This window comes from Ruegeria sp. BG3, from assembly GCF_056538485.1.
Genome location: NZ_JBQFTE010000010.1, coordinates 48,279 through 66,702, shown reverse-complemented (window position 1 = coordinate 66,702; position 18,424 = coordinate 48,279). Strand labels below are relative to the sequence as shown.

Annotated in this window: 22 protein-coding genes; 5 read left to right on the top strand and 17 right to left on the bottom strand. The window is 61.0% G+C overall.

What is annotated here, in order from left to right; translation table 11 throughout:
• From ACR0AI_RS16175 to soxR, 6 genes are all read right to left on the bottom strand, one after another.
• Entirely contained in the window at positions 1-1,125 is a 1,125-nt protein-coding gene (locus ACR0AI_RS16175) for a mandelate racemase/muconate lactonizing enzyme family protein (RefSeq protein ID WP_480675529.1), read from the bottom strand.
• The gene (locus ACR0AI_RS16170) at positions 1,122-2,216 is read right to left on the bottom strand and encodes an alcohol dehydrogenase family protein (protein ID WP_480675527.1); all 1,095 of its coding nucleotides are present in this window, start codon (positions 2,214-2,216) and stop codon (positions 1,122-1,124) included. The genes ACR0AI_RS16175 and ACR0AI_RS16170 overlap by 4 nt, the downstream gene beginning before the upstream one ends.
• A gap of 10 nt (positions 2,217-2,226) precedes the next feature.
• Positions 2,227-3,330 (bottom strand): mandelate racemase/muconate lactonizing enzyme family protein, encoded by a 1,104-nt coding sequence (locus tag ACR0AI_RS16165; protein WP_480675525.1) that lies wholly within the window; start codon positions 3,328-3,330, stop codon positions 2,227-2,229.
• Between the two features lie 34 nt (positions 3,331-3,364).
• Positions 3,365-3,916, bottom strand: coding sequence for a TetR/AcrR family transcriptional regulator (locus tag ACR0AI_RS16160; RefSeq protein ID WP_480675523.1), 552 nt, complete (start codon positions 3,914-3,916; stop codon positions 3,365-3,367).
• Positions 3,917-4,068: 152 nt separating this feature from the next.
• Positions 4,069-5,715 carry an electron transfer flavoprotein-ubiquinone oxidoreductase gene (locus ACR0AI_RS16155; RefSeq protein WP_480675521.1) on the bottom strand — a complete coding sequence of 549 codons (1,647 nt, stop codon included), beginning with the start codon at positions 5,713-5,715 and terminating at the stop codon, positions 4,069-4,071.
• Positions 5,716-5,851: 136 nt separating this feature from the next.
• Positions 5,852-6,307, bottom strand: a complete 456-nt coding sequence (gene soxR, locus ACR0AI_RS16150; RefSeq protein WP_170379057.1) for a redox-sensitive transcriptional activator SoxR — start codon at positions 6,305-6,307, stop codon at positions 5,852-5,854.
• An 88-nt stretch (positions 6,308-6,395) separates the two neighbouring features.
• Here soxR and ACR0AI_RS16145 point away from each other — a divergent pair, with 88 nt between their 5' ends.
• The 3 genes from ACR0AI_RS16145 (at position 6,396) to ACR0AI_RS16135 (ending at position 8,486) form a co-directional block, all read left to right on the top strand.
• Positions 6,396-6,776, top strand: a complete 381-nt coding sequence (locus ACR0AI_RS16145; protein WP_480675785.1) for a VOC family protein — start codon at positions 6,396-6,398, stop codon at positions 6,774-6,776.
• Between the two features lie 234 nt (positions 6,777-7,010).
• Positions 7,011-7,481, top strand: a complete 471-nt coding sequence (gene greA, locus ACR0AI_RS16140) for a transcription elongation factor GreA (RefSeq protein ID WP_170379061.1) — start codon at positions 7,011-7,013, stop codon at positions 7,479-7,481.
• A gap of 15 nt (positions 7,482-7,496) precedes the next feature.
• Positions 7,497-8,486, top strand: coding sequence for a hypothetical protein (locus ACR0AI_RS16135; RefSeq protein ID WP_480675519.1), 990 nt, complete (start codon positions 7,497-7,499; stop codon positions 8,484-8,486).
• Here the strand turns inward: ACR0AI_RS16135 and ACR0AI_RS16130 are convergent.
• From ACR0AI_RS16130 to ACR0AI_RS16105, 6 genes are read right to left on the bottom strand one after another with little or no spacing between them, the layout of a single operon-like run.
• Positions 8,483-9,076 (bottom strand): GNAT family N-acetyltransferase, encoded by a 594-nt coding sequence (locus tag ACR0AI_RS16130; RefSeq protein ID WP_480675517.1) that lies wholly within the window; start codon positions 9,074-9,076, stop codon positions 8,483-8,485. The genes ACR0AI_RS16135 and ACR0AI_RS16130 overlap by 4 nt on opposite strands.
• Positions 9,073-11,142 (bottom strand): molybdopterin-binding protein, encoded by a 2,070-nt coding sequence (locus ACR0AI_RS16125; protein ID WP_480675515.1) that lies wholly within the window; start codon positions 11,140-11,142, stop codon positions 9,073-9,075. Before ACR0AI_RS16125 ends, ACR0AI_RS16130 begins: the two co-directional genes overlap by 4 nt.
• Complete coding sequence (gene mobB / locus ACR0AI_RS16120) at positions 11,139-11,630, bottom strand: molybdopterin-guanine dinucleotide biosynthesis protein B (protein WP_480675513.1); 492 nt, start codon at positions 11,628-11,630, stop codon at positions 11,139-11,141. Before mobB ends, ACR0AI_RS16125 begins: the two co-directional genes overlap by 4 nt.
• Positions 11,627-12,268 carry a molybdenum cofactor guanylyltransferase MobA gene (gene mobA, locus ACR0AI_RS16115; protein WP_480675511.1) on the bottom strand — a complete coding sequence of 214 codons (642 nt, stop codon included), beginning with the start codon at positions 12,266-12,268 and terminating at the stop codon, positions 11,627-11,629. The genes mobB and mobA overlap by 4 nt, the downstream gene beginning before the upstream one ends.
• On the bottom strand, positions 12,265-12,711 hold the full coding sequence (locus ACR0AI_RS16110) for a hypothetical protein (RefSeq protein ID WP_480675509.1): 447 nt from the start codon (positions 12,709-12,711) through the stop codon (positions 12,265-12,267). Before ACR0AI_RS16110 ends, mobA begins: the two co-directional genes overlap by 4 nt.
• Positions 12,708-13,646 (bottom strand): formate dehydrogenase accessory sulfurtransferase FdhD, encoded by a 939-nt coding sequence (locus tag ACR0AI_RS16105; RefSeq protein ID WP_480675507.1) that lies wholly within the window; start codon positions 13,644-13,646, stop codon positions 12,708-12,710. Before ACR0AI_RS16105 ends, ACR0AI_RS16110 begins: the two co-directional genes overlap by 4 nt.
• Between ACR0AI_RS16105 and ACR0AI_RS16100 the strand changes: the two genes are divergently transcribed.
• The gene (locus ACR0AI_RS16100) at positions 13,645-14,361 is read left to right on the top strand and encodes an AzlC family ABC transporter permease (RefSeq protein ID WP_170379071.1); all 717 of its coding nucleotides are present in this window, start codon (positions 13,645-13,647) and stop codon (positions 14,359-14,361) included. The two genes, ACR0AI_RS16105 and ACR0AI_RS16100, sit on opposite strands and share 2 nt — an antisense overlap.
• Positions 14,358-14,690, top strand: a complete 333-nt coding sequence (locus ACR0AI_RS16095) for an AzlD domain-containing protein (RefSeq protein ID WP_480675505.1) — start codon at positions 14,358-14,360, stop codon at positions 14,688-14,690. Before ACR0AI_RS16100 ends, ACR0AI_RS16095 begins: the two co-directional genes overlap by 4 nt.
• On the opposite strand, the gene ACR0AI_RS16090 is transcribed toward ACR0AI_RS16095, so the two are convergent.
• The 5 genes from ACR0AI_RS16090 to ACR0AI_RS16070 form a co-directional block, all read right to left on the bottom strand.
• Positions 14,679-15,311, bottom strand: a complete 633-nt coding sequence (locus ACR0AI_RS16090; protein ID WP_480675503.1) for a hypothetical protein — start codon at positions 15,309-15,311, stop codon at positions 14,679-14,681. The genes ACR0AI_RS16095 and ACR0AI_RS16090 overlap by 12 nt on opposite strands.
• Positions 15,312-15,328: 17 nt before the next feature.
• Positions 15,329-15,463, bottom strand: a complete 135-nt coding sequence (locus ACR0AI_RS16085; RefSeq protein WP_170379077.1) for an aa3-type cytochrome c oxidase subunit IV — start codon at positions 15,461-15,463, stop codon at positions 15,329-15,331.
• Between the two features lie 67 nt (positions 15,464-15,530).
• On the bottom strand, positions 15,531-16,091 hold the full coding sequence (locus ACR0AI_RS16080; protein WP_480675501.1) for a hypothetical protein: 561 nt from the start codon (positions 16,089-16,091) through the stop codon (positions 15,531-15,533).
• A complete protein-coding gene (locus ACR0AI_RS16075; RefSeq protein ID WP_480675499.1) occupies positions 16,078-17,916 on the bottom strand; it encodes a glycerophosphodiester phosphodiesterase in 1,839 nt (612 codons plus the stop codon). Before ACR0AI_RS16075 ends, ACR0AI_RS16080 begins: the two co-directional genes overlap by 14 nt.
• 55 nt (positions 17,917-17,971) lie before the next feature.
• A complete protein-coding gene (locus ACR0AI_RS16070) occupies positions 17,972-18,424 on the bottom strand; it encodes a DUF6173 family protein (protein WP_170379083.1) in 453 nt (150 codons plus the stop codon).

Below are 18,424 nucleotides of genomic sequence, written 5' to 3'. Positions count from 1 at the left end.
TTAGTCTTCCCAGATTGCGACGGTCTGCCCCAGCAGGTCCCGGTTCATTGTCACGCCAAGGCCCGGCACATCGGGCGGCAGAACGCCACCGTTTTCGATTGGGGCGTCGAACGCCCCGGTCTGGATCGTCACCATGTCGCGCGGGTCCAAAACACAGCGCAGCAGCCGTTCGGGCACGGTCGCACCCATATGAAAGATCGACGCGGCAGACAGGGTTGATCCCACCGTGTCCTGCACACTGATCGTCAGCCCGGCGGCGCGGCAGATGTCGCGGTGACGTCGGGCATGGGTCAGCCCCCCAGCTTTCGAGATCTTCAGCCCAATGCCATCGGCCACATCCAGCGCCACCAGATTGGCGATATCGCCATCCTCTTGCGCCAACTCGTCCAGAATGATCGGCACGTCACAGCGCTGGCGCAGGGAAAGCGTCTCACGCCATGTGGCACAGGGGGCCTCCAGCACGAAATCCAGCCCGTTCGGCAGGGCGCGGAGCATCCGCAGCGCGGTTTCCGGGATCAGGCCGCCATTGGCATCGACGATGAAGTACTCACCCGGTTGCCGATCCGCCAATGAGGCCGCAATACGTTCGGCGTCCAGCGCCGGGCCGCCTTCGGAATCCATCGCACCGACCTTGACCGAATGGCCCATATAGCCCATCGCGCGGTGTTCCGCGACGCGGGCGCGCATATCCTCGGGCGTGCCCGCGTAGATCGAGCTGATCGCGGGCAGGCGATTGCCCGTCGCGCCGCCCAGCAGTCTATAGACCGGCAGGCCAACCGATTTGCCGAACAGGTCCCAACAAGCCAGATCAAGCGCCGATTTCGCGTGGTTGTGGCCCAGCAGCGCCTCATCCATCGCGTCATTGATCCGGTCCACATCGCGCGGGTCTCGGCCAATCAGATAGGGGGCGATTTCCTCGATACCTGCCCGCGCCCCACGCGCGTGGGCGGCGATGTAGTTCGGGCCGAAAGGCGTGGATTCGCCCCATCCCTCGGTCCCATCATCGGCGGTGATACAGACGATGACGCTGTCAAACCCGGTGTAAATGCGCCCGCCCGACAACTCGTAAGAGCCGCCCGCATAGGGCAGATGCAGTTCAAAAAGCTCGATCTTACGGATTTTCATGAGGTCACCTGCGGCGGGATCAGCACCAGCTGCCCGGTATGTGTTTTGGTCAGAAACTCTTCCTGCGCCGTCGCGATCTCGCTCAGCGGATAAGTCTTGGCGACCAGAGGGCGGATTTCCCCGGCCTCGATGTATTTCACGAGGTTTTCGAACACGATGTCCTCCTGAAACGTACAGCCAAACAAGGTGAGGTCTTTCAGGTAGAGCGTCCGCACGTCGATTTCACAGATCGGCCCGGCAATGGCCCCGGCGGTCGTATACCGCCCGCCCCGGCGCAGCACGTCCAGCAGGCTGGGCCATTGCGGACCAGCCACCAGATCGACCACCACGTCGATCGAGCCCTCCCCCAGTTCAGCCACAAGATCGGCGTTGCGGTCCAGCACGCGGTCTGCACCCAAAGCTAGAACGGCCTCGGCCTTCTCGGGCGCGCACAGCGCGATCACATGCGCGCCACGCCGTTTCGCCAGTTGCACCGCAGCCGAGCCAACACCGCCGGAAGCCCCGGTGACCAGAACAGTCTCGGCCCCGACGCTGGCGCGGTGCAGCATGCCCTCAGCCGTGGAATAGGCGCAGGGGATGGCGGCCAGTTCCACATCCTCCCAGTCGCAATTCACCGCGTGGGTTTCCTGCGAAGGTGCGATGCAGAACTGGGCAAAACCCCCATCGCATTCGCTGCCGATGGTCCAGCATTCATAAGGGCGGTAGTCGACATAAGTCCGCAGCATGTTGCGCACGATCACACGCTCGCCAATGCGTGCCGGGTCGACCTCATCGCCTATGGCAGCAACATAGCCACAGACATCCGCGCCCTGAATGCGCGGGAAGGTCAAGGGCGTACCCGACCAACTGGCGTCGTCATCGTCCACGGTCTCAAAACCCGAGGCACCGCCGGTATTGGTGTCTTCGGTGACAGCCTTGGAGTACCAGCCGATCCGCGTGTTGATGTCGGTGTTGTTCACGCCCGCGGCTGCGACCTGGATCAGAACCTCTCCGCGCCCCGGCGTCGGGACCGGGACGTCCGAGCGGTAGTCCAGCATCTCAATACCGCCATGGCCAGTCAGTTGAACCGCGTACATGGTTTCGGGGATCATGGTTTTCACCTTAGTATGAAGCGACAGGCGCGCCGAACAGCGTTTCGTCGGGGGTGACGCCCAGACCCGGCCCGGTCGGGCGCTGGATGTGACCGCCCTGGATAGTGATGCCGTTTTCGGGATCGTAGTTGCCTTCGATATAGGGGGCGGCGAGCCATGCGCCCTCCATCAGCGTCGGACGCACGGTGGATGCAATCTGCGTGCAGGCGGCGGCGATGATGTCCCCGCCCCAGCTGTCATCGCAGGTATGCGGCAGGTTGCGCGCCTCGCAGATGTCGCGGAAGGTGCGCATGTTCTGAAGGCCCCCGATCCGGGTGACTTTCATGCCAAACCCATCCACAAGCCCGGTCCCGGCGGCCGAGATCACGGTGTTCAGGTCGACGCTGTTTTCATCCATGTAGATGCCATGACTCACCTGAGGGCGGATCTTTTCCAGGTCCTGATAGGTGTTGCAGGGCTGTTCCATGATGAAGGGCACATCCGGGCATTCACGACTGACGCGCAACGCATCGCGCGTGGTCCACCCGCGATTGCCATCGACTGCAAGGCGCATGCCTGTTCCGCCGACAACCTCCCAGACTTTGCGGATGGTTTCGATATCAATCTCAACCGGACGGCCACCCACTTTGATTTGCAAGCGAGGATACCCCTCGGCCAGCTGCTCTTTGGCAAGGCGCGCGATATCGTCCGGCGCGCCCACACCCGTCGCATAGTAAGAGGGCACGCGATCAGTCTGCGCCCCGCCCAGCAGGTCGGCGACATTCACGCCCAGCTTCTTGCCAATCAGGTCATGGGCCGCAATGTCGATGGCGGCCTTCGCATAGTTGTGGCCGTTCAGCAGCCCGTTCATCCGGTGGTGCAGGGCCACAGGCCACAGATCCGCGCCGATCAGACCTTTGGCCATTGCCTTCAAGGCCGCCCGCGCGCCCTCTGCATGCGCTTCGGCATAGGTGGGGCCGACCGGGCAGGTCTCTCCCCAGCCGGTTGTGCCATCCTCGGCCACCAGCTTGACCAGCGTGGTGTCCAGCGCCCAGACCTCGGCGTTGGCCATGGTGTAGGGGCCGTTCTTGACTGGCAGATCATGGGCGTAGATGTGGATTTCCTTGATCTTCATATCCGTCTCTTTTGTCGTTTGCCGGAGGCCCGGCCTAGTGAATATCGGCATCGGCCAGCAACGCGCGGGCGCAGCGCATCGTGGCCGAGGTTGCGGCCTCAGCCCCCATCAAACGTGCGCTTTCGGTCAGGCCTTCGTGCAGGATGAACAGAGCCTCGGCCAAAGCCTCGACATCGCAATCGGGGGCCACGTGGATCAACCGGGCGCGGAACATGTCGCGGACATGCTGTTTATGCGTCGTGACCGCATCGCGGATCGCGTCACTTTCGGGGTAGGCCGCCAGCGCATTGCGGAACAGGCATCCGGTGTTTGAAACCTCGCGCAGCCAGTTCGCCAGGCGGGTCAGAACGTGCAACACATGATCCGCGCCCCGGAGGTGATCGGTGCCAATCCAATCGGAATAGGCGGCATCGCGGTGATCCAACGCGCCTATGACCATTGCTTCGCGGCTGGGAAAATACTTGTAGAGCGTGCGCAGGGAGACGTTCGCGCCCTCTCGCAAGGCTTCTACACCTTGGGTGGCAAATCCCATCTCTGAAAATTGCCGGTCTAGGTTTTCTGCGATTTTCTGTTGTGTCTCAGTCATGTTTCGATGGTAGAGCGATCACTCTACTCACACATCACCGTTTGCGACACAGACTTTCTTTCCAACGACAAAAAATGCCACCGGCGGGACCGGTGGCATGGAACACGGGCGGGATGGCGGCTGGGTCGCGCCGCCAGTGCCGGAGTTTTCAGTTACATGTTTGGATAGTTCGGGCCGTCGCCACCCTGCGGAGTGGTCCACGTGATGTTCTGGCTCGGGTCTTTGATATCGCAGGTTTTGCAGTGGACGCAGTTCTGGAAGTTGATCACGAACCGCGGACCGTCGTCATCCTCGACCATCTCATAGACGCCAGCCGGGCAATACCGCTGCGCGGGCTCGGCGAATTTGGGCAAGTTGACGGCGACCGGGATCGACGGGTCGCCCAGCTTCAGATGGCAGGGCTGGCTTTCCTCGTGGTTGGTCATCGCGAAGGACACGTTGGTCAGTCGGTCAAAGGACAGAGTGCCATCGGGCTTGGGATAGTCGATCGGCTTGTGCTTGCTGGCCTCTTCGGTCGCTTCGGCGTCGTTCTTGCCGTGACCCATCGTGCCGAACAGCGAAAAGCCCAGCGTGTTGGTCCACATGTCCAGACCCCCCAGCGCCAGCGAGGGCATGAGGCCCCATTTCGACCACATCGGCTTGACGTTGCGCACTTTCTTGAGGTCCTGACCAATGGCCCCTTCGCGCACGTCGGTTTCATAGGCCGTCAGCTCATCACCGGAACGGTCAGCCTTGATGGCGTCAAAGGCCGCCTCGGCTGCGGCTTTGCCCGACAGCATCGCGTTGTGGTTGCCCTTAATGCGCGGCACGTTGACCATACCCGCCGAGCAGCCAAGCAGCGCCACGCCCGGAGCGACCAGCTTCGGCATCGACTGATAGCCGCCTTCGGTGATTGCGCGAGCGCCATAAGCCACGCGCTTGCCGCCTTTCAGCAGCTCAGCGACCATCGGGTGATGCTTGAAGCGCTGGAATTCCATGTACGGATACAGGTGCGGGTTTTTGTAGTTCAGGTGAACCACGAAACCGACATAGACCTGGTTGTTTTCCAAGTGATAGATGAAGGAACCGCCACCTGCGTTGCTGCCCAGAGGCCAGCCCATGGTGTGTGTGACCGATCCCTCTTTGTGCTTGGCCGGGTCGATCTCCCAGATCTCTTTCATGCCGACGCCGTATTTCTGCGGCTCTTTGCCGGCAGACAGGTCGTATTTGGCGATGACTTCCTTGGACAAGGAGCCGCGCACACCTTCCGACAGGAACACGTACTTGCCGTGCAGCTCCATGCCCGGTTCGGTGCCAGGGCCGTAGGAGCCGTCTGCTTCCAGACCAAAGACACCAGCGACCACGCCTTTGACTTCGCCATTTTCGCCGTAGACTAGCTCGGAACAGGCCATGCCGGGGAAGATTTCCACGCCCAGCTCTTCCGCTTGTTCAGCCATCCAACGGCAGACATTGCCCATCGAGACGATGTAGTTGCCGTGGTTGTTCATCAGCGGCGGCATGGGCGCATTAGGAATGCGCAGCTTTCCGGCCTCACCCAGCATATAGAAATTGTCTTCGTTCACCGGCGTGTTCAGCGGCGCGCCTTTTTCTTTCCAATCCGGGATCAGAACGTCCAGACCGCAGGGATCAAGCACCGCGCCAGACAGGATATGCGCGCCCACTTCAGAGCCCTTTTCCAGAACCACGACATTCAGGTCGGCATCCAGCTGTTTCAGACGGATGGCCGCCGACAGGCCCGCGGGGCCTGCGCCCACGATCACCACATCGTATTCCATCGCTTCGCGTTCAATCTCGGCCATCGCGGGCTCCTTAGCTAACTTTCCGAATTGGCGCTTTTCTCATGCGGTCGGCGCAATTTTGTTTCACGGCTGATTACATGGTGAGAAAGACTCAGGTCAATCGAAACACGGCGTAACAATGCCGCTATTCGACACTTCATGTGTTTGGCGAGTCGCCCATAAGGTATCTGGGACCGCTACCATGTGATTTGGCGCGGTCATCGGGGTTGTAAAGTGCGCATTTCGGCAGGCTGAGGCACCCGCAGCCGATGCAGCCGTCCAGATTGTCGCGCAATCGCGTCAGGGTATTGATTCGCTGATCCAGATGGGCGCGCAGCGTGACGCTGATGTCTTTCCAGTCCTGCGGCGTAGGGGTTCGGTTACCAGGCAGGCCCGATAGGACCTCACGGATCTCGGGCAGGGTCAGGCCGAATTGCTGGGCAATCATCACAAAGCTCAACCGCCTGATATCGGCCCGCTGATACCGCCGCTGCCCGCCTGCATTGCGCCAGGGCGAGATCAACCCCTGCGCCTCATAGTAGCGGATCGCCGACACCGCCAACCCGGTACGCCGTGCCAAAGCACCAATTGCCAGACCTTCGGAAGCTGCCATTTCACCCTCGCAAAAAATACCTTGACCTGAAGTTAGGTTTAGAAATTACGCTGAGTCGTGACAAGCCTGAAAAATGAAAGGACCTGCCATGATGGCCACGCTTGAACACACGAACTTCACCGTCAACGATCCCAAAGCATCGGCCACCTGGATGCACAAAGTGTTTGGTTGGGACATCCGTTGGGAAGGCGCCGCGATGGCGGGCGGCTATACGGTGCATGTGGGCACAAAACACACTTACCTTGCCCTCTACCGCCCCGAACACCCCGAGCCTTCGAACGAAAGCAGCTATGACGTGGTCGGCGGCCTGAACCATGTGGGCGTTTTGGTCGAGGATATCGAAGCGACCGAGGCCAAGGTGCGCGCGGCAGGTTTTACACCGCATAACCACGCCGATTATGAGCCGGGCAAGCGGTTCTATTTCGACGATGACAACGGGATCGAGTTCGAGGTGGTGCAATATGATTGAGATGTTGTGGCTCTGCACCCCGTCACAGCGGTGGCGCAGGAACAAGCCCCCGGACCACCGCCACAGGCGCGAACCGCCTCAGCGGAACGGCGTTAAGTCGCAAATCGACGTGTGACGCCCTCTTGGCCTCTTGCATTTCACGCTCCATTTGGGTCAGGTACTGAACGACCCATCATTCGCCCCGACGCTTTCCCCGCGGCGGGGCGGCTCAATTTATGCGTGGACAACAAGATTATGGAAAAGATTCCAATGACGCCTGCGGGCAATGCCGCGCTCGAGGCGGAGCTGAAAAACCTCAAATCCGTCGAGCGCCCGGCGATCATCGAAGCCATCGCTTCGGCCCGCGAACTGGGTGATTTGAAGGAAAACGCCGAATACCACTCAGCCCGGGAAAAGCAGGGCTTCATCGAAGGCCGCATCAAGGAGCTTGAGGGCATCCTGTCGCTGGCCGATGTGATTGATCCGGCCAAACTGTCGGGAGCGATCAAGTTCGGCGCCAAGGTTACGCTGGTCGATGAAGACACCGATGAGGAAAAGACCTGGCAGATCGTTGGTGAGTACGAGGCCAATATCGAAAAAGGCCTGCTGAACATCAAATCGCCCATGGCCCGCGCCCTGATTGGTAAGGACGAAGGCGACAGTGTCGAGGTTCGCACCCCCGGCGGTGTCCGCTCTTACGAAGTTCTCAACATCGAATTCGCCTGACCCGGAGGGTCTGTCATGTCGGGGCCACAACCTGACCAGGAAAGCGAACGGCCAACCTCGCTGGGCATCTATGATCGTCCTCAGCGCCCGTCTGTGACCTCGATCGAGATTGCGGCCGGGGTGCTAAGTGTCATCTGGCTGGTGGTCTCGGTCGTATTCCTTGTGCTGCCCGACCAGACACAGGGTGGCGGGTTCATTGTGACCCTATTGGCGGTTTTCTTGCCGGTAGCGATGATCTGGGTTGCCGCAACGGCGATGCGTGCCAGTCGCGTCATGCGCGAGGAAAGCGCACGGTTGCAAACCGCGATTGATGCAATCCGTCAAGCCTATGTCGTTCAGCAACAGCGCGCCGCCAGCTCGTATGAGCCGACGGTGTCCAAGAAGCTGGACGAAATCGCCGCTGTGACGAAAAAGGCCGAGGACGCGTTGGCCACCTTTTCCAGTAAACGGCGTGAACCCTTGCCGGTCGACCCACCTGCGCCGGGCGGGCAGACCTCGCTGGCGTTGGGCACCACCGCCGAAGAGATTACACCGCCGCTAACCACCGATACTTTCATCCGCGCGCTGAACTTCCCCGAGACCGAGAAAGACATCGAGGGCTTCACCGCGCTTAGGATGGCGTTGAAGGATCGAAAAGCCTCCAAACTGGTGCAGGCCTCGCAGGATGTTCTGACCCTGCTCAGCCAAGAAGGCATCTATATGGATGACCTGCGCCCCGACATGGCACGGCCCGAGGTCTGGCGTCAGTTTGCGCAGGGCGCACGTGGACGCTCGGTCGCGGCTTTGGGCGGGATTCGGGATCGTTCGTCGCTGGCGCTGACGGCGGCGCGGATGAAACAGGATCCGATCTTCCGGGATGCCGCACACCATTTCCTGCGCCGCTTTGACAACATGATCGTCGAATTCGAGGCCAATGCCAGTGACGCGGAACTGACCGCCCTTGGTGATACAAGAACCGCGCGGGCCTTCATGCTGTTGGGGCGTGTGGCTGGCACCTTCGACTAGGTGGTAGGTACAGGCCAGCTCATCTTGGTGGCGCGGCTGAAGCCGAACAGGTGCCGAAACGGGCCGGTTTTCTCAACACCCACAGGTTTGAACCCTTCGCGTTCATACAGGGCCTGCGCGCGTGGGTTGGTGTCGATCACATCCAGTTGCACCTCGGCCATACCACGGCGCTGCGCCTCAGCCTTGATGGCAGAGAGCAGTGTTGTTCCAATGCCCTGCCCGCGGGCCTCAGCCGCGACAAAGATGCCGTCCATCTGGAACACACCGGGCTGCAGATCGCGCTCCAACACGCTCAGAACCACGCCGCGCCAGAGCGCCCCGAACCAGCCATAAACGCGGGCGAGGTCCGACAGGCTGCCGCCCGCAAAGCCGCCTTTGTTGGTCTTGAACCCCGCAAGGCCCAGCATCCGGCCATCAGCGGCGCGCGCAACCAGCGCGAATTCCGGGTCGAGGGCCGTTTCAAAGAAGGCCAACCCTTTTTCATCCGGCCCCATCACCTTGTGCAGCTTGGCCGCAAAGGCCTGCCAGAACAGGGTTGCGGCTTGGGGCCTTTCAACCTCGCTAAAGCCTTTTGAAACCGTGACCGTCACAGCCCAAAACTGCCGTAAGGGATAAAGCGCACCAGATCGCCCGGCTGGATGTGGCGCGCGCCGTCTTCGATCTCAACCAGCCCCTCGGCCCAGCTTAGCCCGCTGATCCGGCCCGAGCCCTCCGAGTGAAAAACCTCGACCCGCCCCTCGCGAATACGGGCGCGCAGATATTCCCGGCGACCGGGTTTCTTGCGTTTCTCAAAAGCGGCGGGAACCTCGAAACCCTGTGGCTCTGCCCACCCCTGCCCTGACATCTGGCACAGGGCAGGGCGGGCGAAGATCAAGGTACAAACCAAGGCGGCCACCGGGTTGCCGGGCAGGCCAAAAACCGGCGTGCCCGACCACATACCCAGAGCCAGAGGGCGACCGGGTTTGAGGGCAATTCGCCATTCCTGCATCGCCCCCGCCTCGCGCAGCAGAGCCGAAACATGGTCCTCATCCCCCGCCGAAGCGCCGCCGCTGGTCAGGATTACATCGGCCTGCGTGGCAGCCTCATCCAACCTCGCCCGCAAGGTTTCGCGGTCGTCGGCGACACGACCCAGATCGACTGGCACAAAGCCCATACGGTCGATCAAAGACAACAGCATGGGCCGGTTCGCGTCATATATCTGCCCGGCACCTGCTGCCTCGCCCGGCTCTACAAGTTCATCCCCAGTGGACACAACGGCCACGCGCAGAGGTTTGCGCACGAGCACCTCGGAAACACCGACCGCTGACAAAAGCGCCATGTCGGCCGGTGTCAGCTTGCGACCGGCTGTCAGGGCGACCTCGCCCGATGCAATATCCTCACCCGCGCGGCGCGTGTTTGCGCCCTTTTTCAGAGGACCATGGAAGGCAATGTGGCCGTCCTGAACCGTCACGTCCTCTTCCAGAATGACCGTGTCCACGCCTTCTGGCAGAGCCGCGCCGGTCAGTATGCGCAACGCGTGGCCTGAAGGAAGCGTGCCATCGAACGGAAAACCCGCCGCGGCGCGCCCCTCGGTCAGTGGCATCACCTGCGCGCCCTCAGTGGCGGGGCCTGCGAACCCATAGCCATCTACTGCCGTGTTGGGCTGCGGCGGGTTCGAGCGCTGCGCCACCACATCCTCGGCCAGAACGCGGCCCATGGCCTGCGCAAGCGGCACCACCTCGGCCCCTGTGACGGGGCGCAACCGATCCCGCAGCAACGCGAGCGCATCATCCACGGGCGTCCAGTTCACCCCGGCAGGCAAGGCAAAACAATCGTTTCGCAATGGCGGAGGCGATATGTTCGGTTTGTCCTGCGCTACACCCAAGATCCACCCCTCCTCTGAGGTTGAAACGTTCAACTGTCTGTCCAATTCCTGATCCGTCATCCGCGACAGAGTCAAGGCAACCTGTTCGACCTGCCACGCATCCTTGATCCGATCCGGCGGCGCTGCACCAAGGTTGAGCGAGGGCCAGATCTCGACAATCGCCACCGGTTTATCCAAAGGCTGAAAGGGCCAAACGACGATCTTGCCCGCGAAGGCGCGGCGTAGCCGGTTCAACACGGGCAAGCCCATCATAACTTGCCCACCGACGGCCCCTGCCCCTGCCATTTGCCAACAGGTAAAGCTGCCTTTGGCCAAATGCTCAACCGCGCGGCGGTCCGGAAACGGGTTGCAATAGTCCTGTTTCGTGCGCGGCAACCCGGCGATGTCGCGCCGCAGGCCATTCATCCAGAACGGGCCTTTGCCGCCAAAGCCCGCATTGATCTCCCCCGCGAGGTCAAAGCGGTTGTTGGAGCTCGGAGAGTCCTCAATCCGATCTTCGAACCAGTCCCACAGGGCAATCGGATCATGTGTTCCGGTGATCGCCTTGGCAAAGCCTGCGGGATAGCCGAACGGGAAATCAAACCCCAGCATCAGGCGGCGACCTGCAGTCAGTTCAGTGTCGATCAGGCTACGCAACCAATCCTCGGCGACCACCCGGTTGCGCAGGTAGTCCAATACCTGCACCGCGCCGTCGCGCACCACGCAGACCCAGATGGCATCTTTGCGAGGGCGCGGTCCAGTGTCGTTGCCACCGGACCAATCGACCATCGCAAAGCTGTCGAAAGGGCTCACAAACCGACCTCGGAGAGGATGAAATCCGCAATCGCCGCCGTGTCGTTCAGATCGAACACGGGTCGGTCCAGATTCAGCGGAGTATCACTGGCCACAGCGCGGATCGTGTCATCCGACGGGGCGATCAGGTCATTGCCCGGCTCGGCGCGGAAGGCCTCGACCTTGGGGTGGCGTTCGCGTTTATAGCCCTCGATCAGCACCAGATCGACGGGAGAGAGGCGGGCGAGCAGAGAGGCCAGCGTAGGCTCCTCCGCGCCACGCAATTCCTGCATCAGGGCGACGCGCTGCCCCGAGGCCAGAAGAACCTCGCTCGCGCCTGCCATTCTGTGGCGATGGCTATCGCGACCCGGCTGATCGACGTCAAAGGAATGATGCGCGTGTTTGACGGTCGAGACGGTGTAGCCGCGCCCAGTGATCTCGGCCACCAGCCGCTCCATCAGCCCGGTTTTGCCTGCGTTCTTCCAGCCGGTGACGCCGTAGACCCTCATGCCTGCTCCAACAGTTTTTCGACGCGCACGAGGTCGTCCGGTGTGTTGACATTGAAGAACGGATCGAACGGGTCGGCGGGAAAAAGCGCCTCGCGCCCGTCATGCTTGTCGGTCCACAGTACGACCTTACGCAGCCCGTCGTTCAAAGCGGCACGCAGATCATCGCGCAGCGCCACAGGCCAGAGGCCGAATGTCGGGTGCCGGTTGACCTTCTTGCCGCCTGACTTCAAGGCCTCGTCCCCAGTGCGGGGCGTCGTGGCAAGGACCAAAGGATGCGTTTGACCCTGAGCTTCGTCGGTCAGCCGCGCCACCAAATCACGCGGGAAGAACGGCGTGTCTGCGGCAGCGGTGACGATACTGTCTGCGTCCTGCTCTGCCGCCCAATCCAGCCCGGCCAAAACCCCGGCCAAAGGGCCTGCAAACCCTTCAATCGAGTCCGGCAGAACGGGCAGATTCCATTCCGCAAACCGCGCTGCGTCTCCGTTGGCGTTCAACGCGAGGCTATCCACCTGCGGGCCGAGCCGGTCGATGACATGAGACAACAAGCTTTGCCCGCCGATCTGCAAAAGCCCTTTGTCTCCACCGCCCATCCGGGTCGCAAGGCCACCTGCGAGGATCACTCCGAGGGGTTTGGTCATGTTGTCAGTCCTTTCAGCGTGGGCCAGTTCGGTGTTCGTAAAAAGATGACGACAACAAACAAAACCAGAAGACCACCCAGCCAGAAAGACCAAATGCTGGCGACCAGAAATCCAGAAAGAAACATGGCCGCGGTGTTCAGCCGATATCGCCGCGCCGCGGTTCGGGTCGACCTATCCAGCCCTTTCAGCGCGGGAAGTCCCCAAAAAAAGATACGCAGACGCGTCGACTTTCGCTGCGACGCGCTAACGGGCGCACGAGAGGTTGCGATCAAATCGGTCAAAGCGCCCCATCCAAGCTGATCCATCACCTCGTCGGGATAGGTCGCCAGCGCCATATCTATCGCCAGCTCATCCGCATATTGGTACTTCACGGAATAGAGCATCGTGGCACAGAGGATCGGGAGGACCAGCAACTCTTCAAGCCCTGCGAGCATTTCAATCATCCCGCGCTCTTCCTGCGATGTTTCTTGTCCTCGACGGCCACGCTCGCTGGGTCCACGTCGCGCAGCAGGCGATCCTCGCCGGACAGGCACACAAAGCGCTGCCCGCGCATGCGGCCGATCAGGGTCAGGCCGACCTCGCGGGCGATCTCGACGCCCCAGGCGGTGAAACCAGATCGGGACGCCAGAACCGGAATGCCCATCATCGCCGTTTTGATCACCATTTCCGAGGTCAAACGCCCGGTGGTGTAGAGGATCTTGTCCTCCGCCGTCTCATTCTCGGACAGCATCCAGCCGGCGATTTTGTCGACGGCGTTGTGGCGACCCACATCCTCCATATACACAAGCGGCCGGCTTTCACGGCACAGAACCGTCCCATGGATCGCACCAGCCTCAAGGTACAAAGACGGCGTGCGATTGATCTTGGCGGCCAGATCATAGAGCCACGAGGTCCGGACCGAAACCTGTGGCAGGCGCACGTCCTCCAACCCCTCCATCATGTCGCCAAAGACCGTGCCCACGGCACAGCCGCTGGTGCGGGTCTTTTTCTTCAGCTTGTCCTCATAGGAGGTTTCGCGCGCTGTCCGCACAACTACGGTTTCGAGGTCATCGTCATAGTCAACCCGTGTGATTTCATCATCAGCCAGCAACATCCCCTGATTGCGCAGGAAGCCCAGCGCCAGATACTCGGGATAGTCGCCAATGGTCATCGCCGTCACGATTTCCTGGGAATTGAGGAAAATCGTCAGCGGGCGTTCCTCAACCACCGAAATCTGGCTGACCTCGCCATTCTGGTCCACGCCTTCAACGGCGCGCGTCAAACGCGCGGAGCCGGGATCGGGGGCGATGATATAGTCCGAGACATCCAGTTCTGTCACCAATTGCAACCCCTTCCCAAGACCGCTACTGCTGCTGCGAGTACCATAGGGTTTAGCCATGGCAGACGCCACATCCAAGTCATACTTCTGGAAAGGGTTTCGCGACGGGACACCCTTCATTTTTGTCGCGATTCCATTTGGGACCCTGTTCGGGGTTTTCGCCGCCGAGGCCGGGCTGGATATCGTTCAGGTCGTCGCATTCTCGGCCACGGTTTTCGCCGGAGCAGCGCAATTCACCGCCCTGCAATTGCTGCAGGAGAACGCGCCGACAGCCATTGTACTGGCCTCGGCCCTTGCGGTGAATTTGAGAGTGGCGATGTATTCGGCCTCACTGACGCCGTTTCTGGGGGCTGCCCCAATGTGGCAGCGGGCCTGCGCCGCCTATCTGACGGTTGACCAGTCTTATGCCTGTTCGATCGTTCAGTTTGAGAAAGAGCCAAAGATGACCGTGCCGCAGCGCATGGCTTATTTCATCGGCTCGGTCACGCCGATCACGCCGTGCTGGATTCTGGCGACCTATCTGGGCGCGGTTTTGGGTACCCGGATTCCCGAAAGCTGGGCTTTGGATTTCGCCCTGCCGATTACCTTTCTGGCCATGCTGGGGCCGATGATGCGGACGCTGCCCCATGTCATTGCAGCCCTTGTAGCGCTGGTTGTGTCGTTGCTGGCCGTGAGCGTGCCGTTCAATCTGGGCCTGCTGATCGCCGGAACCGCAGGCATGATCGCTGGTGCTCAGGCCGAGGTGATCCTGGATCGTAGAAAGGCGCACGCATGACGCAGATCGACCCCACCACCATGTGGACCGTCATTATCGGCCTGGCCATCGGCAGCTTTGCCCTGCGCTTTGTGTTCATCGGCTTTGTCGGAGACCGCCCGATGCCACCCTGGCTGCTGCGCCACCTGCGCTACACCGCCGTGGCGATCCTGCCTGCGCTGATCGCGCCGCTGGTCGTATGGCCCGCCGCGACCGAAGGCCAACCGGATGCAGCCCGAATGGCGGCTGCGGCGGTGACGCTGTCTGTTGGAGTGTTCACCAAAAACGTGCTGGCCGCGATCTTTTACGGCGCGGGCACACTTTACGGTCTGCTTTATCTACTGGCTTGAAGCTGCATCCAGCTGGTTCAGAGCGGCGTTATTGGCTGCCAGACCTTTTTGCAGATCGGCATCGTCATTCTCGCGATATTCTTCAGTTATGACACCGGGAATTTCGGCGAACTGTTCCGAAAGCTTAATCGGAAAGAAGGTCACTTCGATCTGCTCGAATCCGGGCACCTGCTGCAATAGCCGCGCGGTTGAATTGGCGCAAAAAGACCCTGCGACGGGCCCGGTCTGCTTGGCCAGTTGCAACGCTATCTCAGCCTGTTGCGGCGTCACCTGAATGGTCTGGATGCGGGCAAAATGCGTCTCGCGCGCATGAGAGCTGCGATAGGCGCGCTCGACCGCCGGGGTGATGCCATAGAGAACATCATCCCGCACCGGAACGATATCCGCCCGGAACGAGCCTGCTGGATCAAAAATCACCCTCTCGCTGGCACCGATCATCAACGAGGTATGCGCCCCCGAACCGGAGCGCGTGTTGATCATCGTATAGAGCGTCAGGGTCGACGGCCCAGGATCACGGTAGGACCGCGATACGATCTCAGCCTGATCTGCCTGAGGGCGTTTAGAATTCGCGCAGGCAGCCACTGTTGCCGCCAAAAGGCAGGCGATCAAAATCCTGAACACGGTCGACCCCGAAAGATTTAGGAAGCGTAAAGCGCCAGCAGGAACGCCAGTATCGCGATGGCGACACAGCACCAGACGGTAGCCTTGATGAAGCCCTCAAAGGTTTTGGTTTGAACGGTGATGTCCATTTCGCCGTGCTTGTGTTCAGCCATGAGTCTCAGATTCCCAGTTCGCGTGTTTAATCGCTGGATAATCGAAAATTTCGGGCCTGTCACCACGTCATTCCAGCGCAGGGACCCTGTCACCCAACACAAAACACCCTGGATAGCCGAATCCCCACCGCCACGGCAGTCCGCTACAGGGGCCGCCGCCGAATCGGACCGCGCCGTAGAGGGCATCCGAGGTCAGCGAATGGACCGAGCGGATCTGCTCGGGGGTCATGTCATAGCGTTCCGCATAGGCCTGTGCGTAGGTCTCGCCATGGGTTTCGACACAGACCTGCAAAGCCTGGTCAGCGGCGAGGCGCGCATCATAGCTGTCGGAGGCCGTCTGCGCGTCACCGGCGTTGTGATAGGCGCGGTCATGGGTCACGCAGCAGTACTCCCAGGGCGGATGTTCCTGATACAACTCGCCGATCTGAGGGAACGTATCGGCCACCCAGCGCCAACTGGCCGACAACCCGCCAGAGCATCCGTCAGTTTCGAACGGGATCAGCTCGGCGTCGCCGCGTTGTGCAATCATGGCACGGTGCGAGGGCATCTCGACCGCGCGCATCAGGTCTTGAGACGTGGCCGGGCTGGCCAGCAAAAACAGACCCAACGCCAGTTTACGGGCTGTCATCGCGCATCGCCTCGGTATCGACTGTCATGCCGAAAGTTGTGGCCAGCCAAAGCAGCACGCGTTCCGCCGGGCCCATCTCGGCGCGGACGCGTAGAACTTCGCGCGCCATGGCCGGGCGGTCCGTGATCAGCCCGTCCACCCCCATCGAGGCCATTGCCGACATCTGCAGCGGGTCGTTCACCGTCCAGACATAGATCTCCTTACCCGCCGCGTGGACCGAGCGGATCAGTCCCGGGGACACTGTTGCCGCGTTCACAGCAACAAAATCGCCTTCCAGCCCCGCCAGGTTGCCCACCGCCGTCGCAGCCAGCACACCCGCGCGCCAATCCGGGCGCAGCGCCTTCATCTTTTGCACGGCCGGATATTTGAGCGACATGGTGGCGATGTCGTCCTGCATTTCGAACTCTTCGACCAACGCGGCGACCCGGTTTTCCAGGTCAACGTCGTGGCCGTAATATTTCAGCTCGATAATGACTTTGGATTTGCCTTTTGTCGCCTCCAGCACCTCACGCAGGGTTGGGGTGCGTTGGTCGGCATATTCAGGGCCAAACCAGCTGCCGATGTCGATGGACTCCACATCCTCCATCGTAGCGTCCCAGATTTTGGTCGGGACCCCGGCCAGTTTCATGAAGTCACTGTCATGGGCCACGATGACAACGCCATCGGCTGTTTCCTGCACGTCGATCTCAACCCAATCCGCTCCATCTTCAATTGCCTTAAGAACCGAGGCCATGGTGTTTTCGGGCCGCAGCGCCGCAGCCCCCCGGTGGCCGATAACATCGGCATGATCCTCGGCTTGAACGCGTTCCAGCAGATTGTGGCCGAACCAGCCACCCAGAAGAAGGGCAGCTGCCGCCAGCCCGACCGCTGTGAACAGCGAGGCCTGCATGCGGCGCGGCTCGGGGTGTGGCGGCTCATCCGTCTGAGGTTCAAAGAACTTGTCCAGCAGAACCGCCAATGCGCCCAGCGCGGAGGCAGCCAGCACCAGCCCGGCCAGAGACCAAAGCCCTGCAATCGCGAGGCTATAGGTCAGCGCCAATTTCAGGTTACTGCTGCCTTGCAACGGCACCAGTCCAAACAAAAGCCCGGCCACCCATGCAATCACCGCTGCAATCGCGAGGCGCATCGCCAGCCATGCGACCAAGGCCAGTTTCAAGCGCCCGCGTTTGCCCTCCATCCGGGACGTGCTGATATTGAACACATGCGCCGGGTGGACGTTTTCAAACAGCACCAGATGAAGTGACAGAGCCCAGCCCGACAGCTTGCGGATCAGCACCCAAGCCATGGCGAGAGCCACCGCGCCGATCAGGGCCACAGCCACCATAAAGGCGGGCGGGTGGAAGGTCAGGTAGTAGTTGATGTCGTATTCGGTCAGCGTCCACCATGCGATCAACGCCGCGACCGCAAGAAACGGCAGCGCCAATAGCAAAACCCGCAAAATGAACCGGGCCGCAAAGCCGAATAGCGATGGCAGGCGCGACAGAACCAAACCGATCGCCGCACTGCCCGCGCGCCACGGATCGGCCTCTCCCATCCTCAAAGAGGCAGCCATGACCGCGAAGACAAACACCTCGGCCAATAGAAAAAGGCTCAGCACCACGATGGCCGCAATGAACCCGGCGGGCGAGAGGATGAAGGCCGCGATATCCTGATCCGTCAGCGCGGTTTGATCGGACAGCGAAACCGCCAGATTGACTGCTAGAGCGACACCGGGCGCGACCAGCGCGATCAGCAGCAGCCGTACCGCCAGATAGATGGGCACAAAGACCCTGCGTCTTGCCCAGGCGCCGGAATAGGCATTTGTAACGGTTGAAAAAACGGACATGCGAACACCTTTGAATGATGCATGCATTCAAGGGTGTGCAGGCATGAATTGCAAGTCAGCTGTCTTCGAGATCCGCAGCCAGACGGAACCCGATGCGGTTGGCGGGCTTGTCCTCGACCGATTTGGGCAAAGCGCGCAGCATCACGTTCAGCTGGCTGACATGCTGCACCAACTGCGTGCGTGCACCCGTTCCGTCCGAGCCGAAGAACGTGATGATATCGGGGTCGAAATAGCCCATCCCCTGAATACGCATCACACCCGCGTCACCGCCGGTAAAGCCCATTGCGACCTCATGATCGCCATCCAGCGTTTTCTCGAAGTTCTGTATATAGAGGATCAGACGTTCATACGCCCATTGCGCGGCGCTTTTGGTTTCAACCGGTTTTTTCAGCTGCCCCGGCAGGGGCTGGGTGCCGGACTCGGCCTCGGAATCCGCGTGAACCTCATAGCACCGCGGCAGGGCATCCGCTTCAGCAGCCTCAGCCGAGGTTTCGATCTTGTCCTGCAT